12 protein-coding genes are annotated in these 12,620 nt (G+C 28.9%); all 12 read left to right on the forward strand.

Annotation, left to right across the window (positions count from 1 at the left end):
* Window positions 1-61: 61 nt before the first annotated feature.
* The 12 genes from mraZ to J2Z71_RS06875 all read left to right on the forward strand — a co-directional run bounded on the left by mraZ (window position 62) and on the right by J2Z71_RS06875 (window position 12,613).
* Window positions 62-499 carry a division/cell wall cluster transcriptional repressor MraZ gene (gene mraZ / locus J2Z71_RS06820; protein WP_210061376.1) on the forward strand — a complete coding sequence of 146 codons (438 nt, stop codon included), beginning with the start codon at window positions 62-64 and terminating at the stop codon, window positions 497-499.
* Between the two features lie 3 nt (window positions 500-502).
* Window positions 503-1,438, forward strand: coding sequence for a 16S rRNA (cytosine(1402)-N(4))-methyltransferase RsmH (gene rsmH / locus J2Z71_RS06825; protein ID WP_210061379.1), 936 nt, complete (start codon window positions 503-505; stop codon window positions 1,436-1,438).
* A gap of 9 nt (window positions 1,439-1,447) precedes the next feature.
* Window positions 1,448-1,873 carry a septum formation initiator family protein gene (locus J2Z71_RS06830; protein WP_210061380.1) on the forward strand — a complete coding sequence of 142 codons (426 nt, stop codon included), beginning with the start codon at window positions 1,448-1,450 and terminating at the stop codon, window positions 1,871-1,873.
* A 22-nt stretch (window positions 1,874-1,895) separates the two neighbouring features.
* A complete protein-coding gene (locus J2Z71_RS06835; RefSeq protein WP_210061384.1) occupies window positions 1,896-4,265 on the forward strand; it encodes a penicillin-binding transpeptidase domain-containing protein in 2,370 nt (789 codons plus the stop codon).
* Window positions 4,266-4,286: 21 nt separating this feature from the next.
* On the forward strand, window positions 4,287-5,246 hold the full coding sequence (gene mraY, locus J2Z71_RS06840; RefSeq protein WP_210061385.1) for a phospho-N-acetylmuramoyl-pentapeptide-transferase: 960 nt from the start codon (window positions 4,287-4,289) through the stop codon (window positions 5,244-5,246).
* Between the two features lie 9 nt (window positions 5,247-5,255).
* Entirely contained in the window at window positions 5,256-6,575 is a 1,320-nt protein-coding gene (gene murD, locus J2Z71_RS06845) for a UDP-N-acetylmuramoyl-L-alanine--D-glutamate ligase (RefSeq protein ID WP_210061386.1), read from the forward strand.
* A gap of 2 nt (window positions 6,576-6,577) precedes the next feature.
* Window positions 6,578-7,684: an FtsW/RodA/SpoVE family cell cycle protein gene (locus tag J2Z71_RS06850; RefSeq protein WP_210061387.1), complete on the forward strand. Its 1,107-nt coding sequence runs from the start codon at window positions 6,578-6,580 to the stop codon at window positions 7,682-7,684.
* Between the two features lie 2 nt (window positions 7,685-7,686).
* The gene (gene murG / locus J2Z71_RS06855; protein WP_210061388.1) at window positions 7,687-8,775 is read left to right on the forward strand and encodes an undecaprenyldiphospho-muramoylpentapeptide beta-N-acetylglucosaminyltransferase; all 1,089 of its coding nucleotides are present in this window, start codon (window positions 7,687-7,689) and stop codon (window positions 8,773-8,775) included.
* Window positions 8,776-8,785: 10 nt separating this feature from the next.
* The gene (locus J2Z71_RS06860) at window positions 8,786-9,541 is read left to right on the forward strand and encodes a cell division protein FtsQ/DivIB (protein WP_210061389.1); all 756 of its coding nucleotides are present in this window, start codon (window positions 8,786-8,788) and stop codon (window positions 9,539-9,541) included.
* 159 nt (window positions 9,542-9,700) lie between these two features.
* Window positions 9,701-10,789: a cell division protein FtsZ gene (gene ftsZ / locus J2Z71_RS06865; protein ID WP_210061390.1), complete on the forward strand. Its 1,089-nt coding sequence runs from the start codon at window positions 9,701-9,703 to the stop codon at window positions 10,787-10,789.
* A gap of 53 nt (window positions 10,790-10,842) precedes the next feature.
* On the forward strand, window positions 10,843-11,301 hold the full coding sequence (gene nrdR, locus J2Z71_RS06870) for a transcriptional regulator NrdR (RefSeq protein ID WP_210061391.1): 459 nt from the start codon (window positions 10,843-10,845) through the stop codon (window positions 11,299-11,301).
* Between the two features lie 4 nt (window positions 11,302-11,305).
* The gene (locus J2Z71_RS06875; RefSeq protein ID WP_210061393.1) at window positions 11,306-12,613 is read left to right on the forward strand and encodes a replication-associated recombination protein A; all 1,308 of its coding nucleotides are present in this window, start codon (window positions 11,306-11,308) and stop codon (window positions 12,611-12,613) included.
* The last annotated feature ends 7 nt before the right edge of the window (window positions 12,614-12,620 follow it).

The following is a 12,620-nucleotide window of genomic DNA, read 5'->3' on the forward strand; positions in this document are numbered from 1 at the left end:
GTTGTAAAATAGATTTAAGTGGATGAATGTGGTTTAAAGTGGTACAAAGTGAGAGATAATTATGTTAATCGGAGAATTCAAACATTCTATAGATTCAAAAGGAAGAATAACTATTCCATCTAAGTTTAGGGAAGACTTGTCTGATGGTTTTGTTATGACTAAAGGTCTTGATAATTGTTTATTTGTATATCCAAGATCTGAATGGATGAAAATAGAAGAAAAATTAAAATCTCTACCAATGACTAATAAAAACGTAAGATCTTTCGTTAGAACCTTTTTCTCAGGAGCAACAGATGCAAATATTGACAAACAGGGAAGGGTTCTAATACCACAAAACTTAAGAAGTCATGCACTTATAGAAATTGATAAAGAAGCGGTTATAATAGGAGTAAGTACTCGTGCTGAAATTTGGAGTAGTTCATCTTGGAATGACTACAATAATGAAGAGGGACTTTCCTATGAGGAGATGGCTGAACAAATGGCCGAATTGGGGATATAAAGAATGGAATTTTATCACAAATCTGTATTATTTGATGAAACAATAGATGGTTTAAATATAAGAGATGGCAAAGTCTATTTAGACGGGACAATAGGTGGAGCAGGACACTCTTCTGAAATACTTAGACGACTAAATGGAACAGGACTTTTAATAGGAATAGATCAAGACGACAATGCTCTAGAGAAATCTGAAAAAGTACTTAGTGAGATTAATAATAATTTTAAACTATTTAAGTCTAATTATAGAGATTTTGATGAAATTTTAGATAAATTAAAAATAGATAAAGTAGACGGAATTCTTCTTGACTTAGGAGTTTCTTCACATCAATTTGATGAAGGGGAAAGAGGATTTTCTTATAATTTTGATGCACGTCTTGATATGAGAATGGACACTTCAAAAGATTTTAGTGCGTGGGATATTGTAAATGGATATTCCAAGGATGATTTAACTAATATAATGAAAAAATATTCAGAGGAAAAATGGGCATCAAGAATTGCTGAATTTATAGTTAAAGAAAGAGAAATTAAGCCTATAGACACTACATTTGAATTAGTTGAAGTAATAAAAAAAGCAATACCTGCATCAGCAAGAAGAAAGAAGGGCCATCCAGCAAAAAAAACATTTCAAGCCTTAAGAATTGAGACTAATAATGAACTTGGAGTCTTAGAAAATACTTTAGGTAAGATGATAGACAGACTAAATCCAGGAGGAAGAATTGCAATTATATCTTTTCATTCACTAGAGGATAGAATTGTTAAAGAGACATTTAAATATTATTTTAAAGATTGTATTTGTCCTGACAATGCACCAATATGTATATGTGACAAGAAAAGAGAAATAAATATAATTACAAGAAAACCTGTAACTGCGACTGAAGAAGAGTTGAAAGATAATAATAGAGCACATAGTGCCAAACTTAGAGTAGCCGAAAAGTTGTAGAGGTGTCCAATGGCAAAGAATCACAAAGAAATTAATAAAAAGCGTACAAGCACTGGGAAGAAAAAAATAAAGAAAAGATTAAATTTAAATAAAAAAGCACCCTTGTACATAAGTCTTGTCATTGTTATTATAATATCCTTAGGTTCAACTTTACTATATGCGCAATTATCTAGTTTAGATAAACAGATTATTGCTCAACAAAAAGAGTTAAAAGAACTTAAGAAGACAAAGGAATCTCTTGAGGGAGATATAAAAGGAATAAAAAGCTCGTCAGAAATACAAGATGAAGCTATGTATAAATTAGGGATGGTATATCCTAAGGAAGATCAAATAGTTTATGTTGATGTTTCTAAAAATGAATTGAAGAAGGATGTAAACAATAATGTATTCTTAAGTCCAATTATTTCAGTGCTTAAATCCTTTACTAAAGAATAATTATAAAGGTTTAGGAGGAATTATGAATAAAAAACGAAGGACTAAAGAGCCTAAAAAGAACAAAAAAAGATGGACTTTAAAAGCAAAATCTAATTTTAAAGTCTTAGCCTTATTGTTTCTTTTGGCTCTTTTATTTTTTCTTATAACAGTAAAACTAATATATATAAATGTTGTTCAAGGTGAAGAGTTAACTAGAAAAGCCTTAAATCAACTTACAAGAACAGAAACTCTATCAGCAGATAGAGGTGTTATTTATGACAGAAATAAAAAAGAACTAGCGGTAAATGTAACACGTGCAAATATCTTTTATAATATGGCTGCCTTTGATGAAAAGAAATATAAATCTAAGGCAGATTTTAATGAAGATAAGAAAAAGACAACTAAAGAAGATGCAAAAAAAATAGCTGATGTATTAGAAATTGACTATAAAGAAATACTTCAGCTTTTAAAAGGAAAAAAACAAGTTAAAATTGCATCAAATGTAAGTAGGGAAAAAGCCTTAAAAATAAAAGAATTAAGTATACTAAGAGTTTCAGTAGATGATGTTACAAAGAGATTTTATCCATATAATAATTTAGCAGCTCATATAATAGGATTTGCAAATGATGAATCAACAGGAGTCTATGGAGTTGAGTCAAGTTATGATAGAGAACTATCAGGAATGCCAGGAAAAAGTGTTTCTATAAAGAATAATTCTCATGTTCAAATTCCACTTACTGAGGAAGAAAACTATGCTCCAAAAGAGGGATATTCAACAGTTTTAACTCTTGATGAAAATATTCAACAATTTGCAGAAGATGCAGCTCTTAAAACAAGAGAAGAACATAGTGCAGAAAGTGTAAGTATTATAGTTCAAGACACTAAAAATGGTGAGATACTTGCAATGGCTAATAATGAAGCATATGATCTAAATAATCCAAAAGATCCTGTAACAGAATATCAAAAGGAAAATTGGGATAAATTATCTCAAGAAGAAAAGACAGAAGAATGGTTTAATAACTGGCGAAATTTCAGTATAAATGAACAGTATGAACCAGGATCAACATTTAAAGTTATAACAACTGCAGCAGCTTTAGAAGAAGCAACTACTAATTTAAATAAAACTTATATATGTAATGGAGTTTATACAGAAATACCTGGTGTAAAAATTGGATGTACATCACAAAATAGAGGACCTAGAACTGTAGAAGAAGCACTTATGGAAAGTTGTAATATAGCTCTTGTAAAAATAGGAAGAGAACTTGGGACAGAAAAAATGTATAAATATATTAAAGCCTTTGGTTTTGGAACCCCAACAGGAATAGATCTTCCAGCAGAGGCAAATGGACAAATTCCTGCTTCTGCAGATTCAATAGGAACAGCAAGGCTTGCAACAATGAGTTATGGTCATGGTATTGCAGTAACTCCAATTCAACTTATAAATGCAGTTTCAGCTATTGCAAATAAAGGTTATTTAAATACTCCAAGAGTAGTTTCAAGACTTGAAGATAGTAATGGAAATATAATTGAAAAGAAAAAGTCAGTTCCAAAGAGAAAAGTAATATCAGATGAAACATCTGATACTATGAAACACTTAATGGGAAAAGTAGTTAGTGATGGTACAGGAAAAAGAGCACAAATACCAGGATATACAGTAGGTGGAAAAACTGGTACTGCAAATATTGTTTCTAAGAAAAGTGGATATGAAAATGCTTATATATCTTCTTTTGTTGGAGTAGCTCCTTTAAAGGATCCAAAAATAACTATTCTTGTAGTTGTAAAAAGACCTAAGGGAACAGCTTATGGTTCAACTGTAGCAACACCAGCAGCTCAAGAAGTATTGCAAAAAACTTTAGAATATTTAAAAATTCCAAAAACTGAAAAAGAACAAAAATCTGATAAGGACAATTTAGTGCTAGTTCCAAATGTAAAAAATCGTCTATTATCTGATGCAGGAAAGTTAATAGTAGATAGTGGAATTAAATTTAATGCATTTTCTGATGATATTTCTAATAATGCAGTAGTTACAAAGCAATCTCCAAGTGCAGGAACTTATGTAGAAGAGGGAAGTATTGTTGATCTTCATATAGATAATAATACTAAGGATAAAAAAACAATGCCAATTTTAGTTGGTAAACAAGAAAAAGAAGTTGAGTCTATTTTAAAAGGCTTTAATTTAGAGTATAATATCTATGGTACTGGAAAGGTAGTATCTCAATATCCAGAAGCAGGATCAAAAGTAAGTGAAGATACTCTTATTAAATTAACTATGGAATCAGAACTAAATAAAGAAAATAAAGATTCTGATGAAGAAGATAATGAAGATGATGAAACTAAATTAGATTCTAAAAATTCTAAGGATTCCAAAGATTCTAAGGATAAAAAAGACAACAAAAAAGAAGATAAAAATTAATAACTGAAGTGGGGATTATAAATGGAAAATTATAAAAATCTGGTATATATAATAGTTGCTGTAATTATATCAGCAATTTTAGGAAACTTGATTATACCAATGCTTAAAAAGTTAAAGGCAGGACAAAGTATTAGGGAGGATGGGCCACAAACTCATTTAGTAAAAGGTGGAACACCTACTATGGGAGGAATAATTTTTCTATCCTCACTTTTAATATGTACTCTTGTATCAAGAAATTTCACTATGGAAAGTGCAATGCTTATATTTTCAACATTTGCCTTTGGAATTGTGGGATTTATTGATGATTATATAAAAGTTGTAAAAAAGAGAAATTTAGGACTTAATGCAAAACAAAAGCTGTTACTTCAAGTATTAACAGCTGTTATACTTTTAGTTTATCAATACAATGCTAAAAATTTAAGTACAAATGTAATTCTTCCTTTTTCTGGAAGAAGTGTAAGTATGGGATTAATTTATATTCCTTTTATACTATTTGTAGTAGTTGGAACTGTAAACTCAGTAAACTTAACAGATGGACTTGATGGATTATCAAGTGGTGTTACAGTTATACTACTTTTATTTTTTGCAATAGTTGCACATAAACTAGAAAGAACTAGTATAGAAATATTCTGTATAATTTTAGCAGGATCATTAATAGGATTTTTAAAATTCAACAGATATCCAGCAAAGGTATTTATGGGAGATACAGGTTCTTTAGCATTAGGTGGAGCAGTATCAGCAGTAGCAGTTTTACTGAATTTACCGCTTATTTTACCTATAGCTGGTGGAATCTATTTTATAGAAACTCTATCAGTAATAATCCAAGTAGTATCTTTTAAGACAAGAGGAAAAAGAGTATTTTTAATGGCTCCACTTCATCACCACTTTGAGCAAAAGGGATGGAAGGAGACAAAGGTTGTAGCTGTATTTTATACAATAGAATTAATTCTATGTATAATTTCATACTTTATATTATTTTAGGTGACAAATATGTACGAAAATAAAAATGTATTAATATTTGGATTTGGCGTTACTGGAAAATCTGCACTTAAATGCATGGATGAGTTAAATGCAAATATCTATGTATATGATGCAAATGGAAATTATAATGATGATTTTAATATAGATTTTAAAATATTTAAAAATGAAGATTTAGATAAAATTGATTTTATAATAAAAAGTCCAGGAATAAATCCAGATAATGAAATATTAAACTTAGCAAGAGATAAAAATATTAAAATAGTTTCTGATATTGAAATTGCCTATGAAATAACAAAATGTAAAAATTTAATAGCAATTACAGGAACAAATGGAAAGACAACAACAACTACATTAGTTACAAATATATTAAGTAGTGTAAATAAAACTTATTGTGTTGGAAATATAGGCGTAGGTATTTTAGATATTGCACTTAGTGCAGAAGAAAATGACTATATTGTAATAGAGGCAAGTTCTTTTCAACTTGCAGATACAATAAATTTTAGACCAAGGATTTCTGCAATTACAAATGTTACATCTGATCATTTAGATTGGCATGGAAATGTAGAAAATTATCGAGAAGCAAAATGTAATGTATTTAAAAATCAAAAAGATAATGATATTACAATTTTAAATTACAATAGTGCGTTTTTAAGAGATTTAAAACTTAATAAAAATGTATTATATTTTTCAACAGAAGATATAAATAGATCAGGAGCATATTTAGATAATGATAAAATCTACTTTAGAGATTTAGATAATAAAGAAGAATTTATTATTAATTTAGCTGATATTAGAATTCCTGGAATGCACAATGTTGAAAATGTACTTGCAGCAATTTCTATTGCAAAGAGTTTAAAAATAGATAGTGATATTATAAAAGAATCTATTATGAATTTTCTAGGAGTAGAAAATAGAATTGAATTTGTAAGAGAGCTAAATAAAGTTAAATATTATAATGATTCAAAGGGAACTAATCCTGATTCAACTATTATGGCAATTAAAGCTATGGATGATAATTTAATTTTAATAGCAGGCGGATATGATAAAAAAGCTGATTATAGTAAAATGCTTGAAGTTGGAAAAGAAAAAATCAAACATTTAATTTTACTAGGTGAGACAGCTGAAAATATAGAAAAAGAAGCAAAACCACTGGGATATGATATTTATATTGTAAAAGATTTAAATAGAGCAGTTGATTTATCTTATAATCTAGCTAAGAAAGAAGATACTGTGTTATTATCACCTGCATGTGCATCTTGGGATATGTATCCATCTTATGAAGTAAGAGGAGAACACTTTAGAAAGCTTGTAAATAGTTTAGGAGAGTAATTATGAAGAAAAATTATAGAGAAAAATTAAGAAAAATAGATTTGACTCTTTTAATTGTAACAATACTTCTTCTAACTTTTGGGTTTGTATCAGTACTTAGTGCTTCTTATCCAGAAGGTATTAAAAAATTCAATGATGGATATTACTATGCAAAAAGACATGCTTTCTTTTTATGTTTAGGTATTGCTGGAATGGTTATTACTGCAAATATGAAAAGAGAATATGTTAAAAAACTTTCTCCATGGATGTTTTTAGTGACTCTTGGACTTGTTGCACTTCTTTGGACTCCTCTTGCAAAGTCTAATTACGGTCAAGCAAGATGGATAAAATTACCAGGAATTGGAATGAAAATTCAACCATCAGATTTTATTAAAGTAACATCAGTATTATATATTGCAAAAATATTAGAAGATAATTACAAAAAACTTCACAAAAAAGAAGTCTTTATTGTTCTTTTTTTATTAATTGGAATAAGTGCAGGGCCTATTTTAATAAGAGACTTTTCAACAGGATTTGTAATTGCAGCTGAAATTGGTGCAATGTATCTAGTTGCAGGAGTTTATTTTTATCAATTTCTTATAATGGGTGCCATAGCAAGTGGAGGACTAGGTCTTTTAGTTTTCTCAGTTTCCTATAGAAAAGAAAGAGTTATGTCTTTCTTTAAAGGTACTGCAGAAAAAAATGCAGATGAAACTTATCAGATAACTCAAGCCCTATATGCAATAGCAATGGGTGGAAAAACTGGAGTTGGGCTTTTTCATTCAAGACAAAAATATACAAATTTACCCTTTGCATACAATGACTTTATTTTTGCAATAATTTGTGAAGAATTTGGTGCACTTGGTGGAATTTTATTAATAACATTATTCTTTATATTTGTATGTAGAGGATATAGGATAGCCTATAAAGCTACAAATTATTTTGATAAATTTACAGCAGTAGGTCTTACAACTTTTATAGGAATTCAAGCAGTATTTAATATAGGTGTTAGTGTTAAGTTTTTCCCAGTAACAGGAATAACATTGCCCTTTATTTCCTATGGTGGTACAGCTTTAATTGTATCTATGGCAGCTGCTGGACTTTTACTTAGAATATCAAGGGATGCGTGAAAATGAAATATATATTATCAGGTGGCGGAACAGGAGGACATATATATCCTGCCTTAGCAATAGCTACTGAAATTAAAAATAGAGATAAGAACAATGAAATACTATATGTAGGAAAAAAAGGAAGTTTAGAAGAGGAATTAGTTAAAAAAGCGGGATTTGATTTTAGTCCAATTCATGTAGAAGGACTTCCAAGACGTGCTCTTAACAAACAAACTATAACAAGTGGGTTTGCACTTTTAAGAGGACTTAGAGAATCTAACAAAATAATAAAAAAATTTAAACCAGATTTTGTAATAGGAACAGGTGGTTATGTTTGTGCTCCAATAGTATATCAAGCACAAAGACATAATATAAAGACAATTGTTCAAGAACAAAATGCATATCCAGGAAAAACTAATAGATTTCTATCTAAAAAAGCTGATTTAATAGCAATTAATTTTAAAGAAGCAACTAAATACTTTAACTCAGACAAAATCGTATTTACAGGAAATCCAATTAGAGATGATTTTCAAATTATAGATAAGAAAAAAGCTGCTGAAAACTTAGGATTTAATTTAGATGAAAAGACAGTTTTATCCTTTGGTGGAAGTGGAGGACAAGAGTCCACTAATGAAGCTATAATTGAAATATTAAAATCAAATAAAAAAATTGATTATAGACTTATTCACATAACAGGAAAACCACATTATGATTATGTAATGGAAAAATTAAAAGATGTAAAAATTCCAGAAAATGTTAAAATTTTAAATTATTCCCATGATATACCAGATCTTTTAATGGTAAGTGATTTAGTAATAGCAAGCTCAAGTGCAATGACTCTTGCTGAGATATCTGCAATAGGACTTGCAAGTATATTAATACCAAAGGCATATACTGCAGGAAATCATCAAGTGCACAATGCAAATAGTTATGAGGAAAAAAATGCATCTCATGTTATTTTAGAAGAAAATTTAACAGGAGATTTACTATATGCAAAAATTGAAGAGCTTTTAAATAATGATATTTTAAGAAATGAAATGGGAAATAATGCAAAAGAACTTGGAAATGTAGATGCAGTAAAAACATTAGTAGATACAATAGAAAAATTATAAGAGTGATTTTATGAATAAAAGCCAAGAGAGAATTTTAAAAAATAAAAAGCTTAGAAGACGAAGAAATATATTAAAAAGAACTATTTTCTTTTTAGTTTTAATTTTTATTGTAATTTTTTCTATGATAAAGTTTGGAGTATTTAATATTAATTCTATTGAAATAAAAGGCGCTGGAAATATTCCTAAAAATCAAATATTAACAGCTTCAGGGATTAATAAAGGTGAAAATTATTTTTCATCTCCTAATAAGAAAAGAGTGAAAGCTCTAAAGGATATATCAGCTATAAAAAATGCTAAAATCTCCTTTTCTCCAAATAGAAAAGTCACTATTCAAATAGAAAAAAGAATTCCTAAGGCTCAAATTAAAGGGTATGCAGAATATTTTATAATAGATAGTGACTATAGAATAATTGAAATTTTAGAAAAAGAAAATGAAAAGCTAATGGTAATTGATGGACTTAAAACTAATAAATATAAAAAAGGTGATTTTCTATTTATTAAAGAAAGTGAAGAGAAAAACTTATTAAACATGATCTTTAAAGATGAGGAAATATACAAAAAAGTTAGTTTAATAGAACTGAAAAAATCCTATGCTAATTTATATACAAAAGATGAAATAAAAATAGAACTTGGATCTTATTTTGATTTAGAGTATAAGTTTAAAATGCTAGATCAAATAATAAAAGATATAGAGGAAACAGGAAAAAGTGTAAGCTCTATAAAAATGGAAAAGGGAAAAGATCCAATAGTAGTTATGAGAAATTAATTCGATAAACTAAATTTAATATATTATATACTTCTATAATTTAGATTTAAACAAGATTAAAGCATTATATGTTGACTATTTTCTTGTTTATTTATAAAATGGTAGTATATAGAATTTAAATATGAAAAAAATGTAATTTATTATATGAGGAGGGTGTTTATGTTGGATTTTGATATGGACCACGATGAATTTGCCAAGATAAAAGTTGCAGGTGTCGGTGGCGGAGGAAATAACGCAGTTAACAGAATGATCAATGCTGGAGTAAAAGGTGTTGAGTTTTTAGCATTTAATACAGATAGACAGGCACTTAAAAATTCTTTAGCAGATACAAAAATCCAAATTGGAGAAAAAATAACAAAAGGTCTTGGTGCAGGAGCAAATCCAGACATAGGAGAGCAATCAGCAGAAGAAAGTATGGATGAAATCAGAGAGTCACTTGAAGGTGCAGACATGGTTTTCATTACAGCTGGAATGGGTGGAGGTACTGGAACAGGTGCAGCACCAGTTATTGCTGAAGTTGCAAAAGAACTAGGCTTACTTACTGTTGGTGTGGTTACTAAACCATTTACTTTTGAAGGAATGAAAAGATCTAAATCTGCTGAAAGAGGAATTGCAGCTTTAAAAGATAAAGTTGATACATTAGTTATAATTCCAAATGACAGATTACTTTCAATATCTGATAAGAAAACAAGTTTCTCAGAAGCTTTTGAAATGGCTGATGATATTCTAAAACAAGGTATTCAAGGTATTTCAGATTTAATTTCTGTTCCAAGTTTAATCAATCTTGACTTTGCAGATGTTAAGACAATTATGTATGACAAAGGAATTGCTCATATGGGTATTGGATTTGCATCAGGCGATGAAAGAGCTACAGAAGCAGCTAAACTTGCTATTAATTCTCCTCTACTAGAAACTTCAATACAAGGAGCTAAATCTGTACTTCTAAATATTACAGCAGGTAATGACCTAGGAATATTTGAAGTTAATGAAGCAGCAGATTTAATTCGTGAATGTGTAGATGAAGATGCAAATATTATCTTTGGTGCTGGTATTGATGAGTCACTAAAAGATCAAGTTAAGATAACTGTTATAGCAACTGATTTTGATCAATATAAAGAAGATGGAAAATCAAGATTATCAAACTATGCAAAAAAAGAAGTAATAAACGAACAACCAAAGAGTGTTAAAAGAGAAAGCCATGATGATGGAGATCTTAAAATACCATCATTTTTAAGAACAAGAAAATAAAAAAGAAGTTAACCTCATCAATTGGTGAGGCACTTTTTTATTGAGGTGATAAAATGAAATGTCCTTATTGTGGATATCAAGAATCAAAGGTTGTAGATTCAAGACCAACAGATGAAGGCGCTACAATTAGAAGAAGAAGAGAATGTATTAATTGTAAGGGAAGATTTACAACTTATGAAAAAATTGAAGAAACTCCAATAATGGTTGTAAAAAAAGATGGCAATAGACAGGCTTTTAATAGAAATAAGATTATAAATGGAATGATTAAATCTTGTGAAAAAAGACCAGTAAGTCGTGATGATATAGAAAATGCAGCAAATAATATTGAAAAACAACTTCAAAATTCTTTAAAAAAAGAAATCACTTCAGAAGAAATAGGTAATATGGTAATGAAGGAATTAAAAGAACTTGATGAAGTTTCCTATGTTAGATTTGCATCAGTATATAGACAATTTAAAGATGTTCAAAGTTTCTTTGATGAACTTGAAGATATTATGAAACAAAAGAAGTGATAATATGGATTTATTTACTATGAATATGGAAAATAACTTAAAAAAGTCAGCTCCTCTTGCAAATAGATTAAGACCTAAAACTCTAGAGGATTTTGTAGGTCAACATCATTTAGTAGGAGAGGGAAAGTATTTAAATAGAGTTATTAAATCAGATAGAATATCTTCAATGGTATTTTATGGGCCACCTGGAGTGGGAAAGACTACTCTTGCAAAAATTATAGCAAATACAACAGAAAAACGATTTATTCAAATTTCAGCAGTAACAAGTAATTTAAAGGAATTAAGAGAAGTTTTAAAAATTGCAGAGGACAATCTTAAATTTGACAATATGGAGTCTATTTTATTTATTGATGAAATTCACAGATTTAATAAATCTCAACAAGATGTACTTCTTCCTTTTATAGAAAAGGGAATAATTATTTTAATAGGAGCTACTACTGAAAATCCATACTTTGAACTTAATAAAGCTTTAATTTCAAGATGTCAAATACTTACATTAAAATCTCTTGAATCTAGTGATATGGAAATACTTCTTAATAAAGCTATTAATGATGAAATTGGTTTTAAAAATTATAATATTGAAATAACTAAAGAAGCTAAGGAGTTTTTATTTAGAAATTCATCAGGTGATGGAAGAAATATGCTAAACTCTTTAGAAATAGCAGTTCTTTCAACAGATAGTATAGATGGTAAAATCTATATAGATGAAAGTGTAATGGAAGATTGCTTGCAAGTTAAAAATCTTCAATATGATAAAAATGGTAATGAGCATTATGATACAGCTTCTGCATTTATTAAATCAATTAGAGGAACTGATCCAGATGCAGCCCTATATTATTTAGCTAAAATGTTAGAAGCAGGAGAAGATCCTAAATTTATAGCAAGGCGACTTGTAATATCAGCATCAGAGGATATTTCAAATGCAGATCCAATGGCACTTGTAATAGCAACAGCAGCCTTTGAAGCTGTAAATATAATAGGACTTCCAGAATGTAGAATAAATCTTGCTCAAGCTACAACATATCTTGCATCAGCACCAAAGTCTAATGCAGCATATCTTGGAATTAATGAAGCAATAAATGATATTAGAAATAAAAATATAGGTAAAATTCCAATGTATTTAAGAGATTCACATACACCAGATTATGACTCTAGTGAAGGAAAATATAAATATCCTCATGATTATAATAATAGTTATGTAAAACAGAGATATTTACCCTTAGAATTTCAAAATAAAAAATACTATAATCCAACAAATAATGGATATGAAAAGAGGATAAACCAATATTTAGATAGATTAAAAGAAGAGTAATCCTCTT

The sequence above is a fragment of the Peptoniphilus stercorisuis genome (assembly GCF_017874395.1).
GTDB lineage: Bacteria > Bacillota > Clostridia > Tissierellales > Peptoniphilaceae > Anaerosphaera > Anaerosphaera stercorisuis.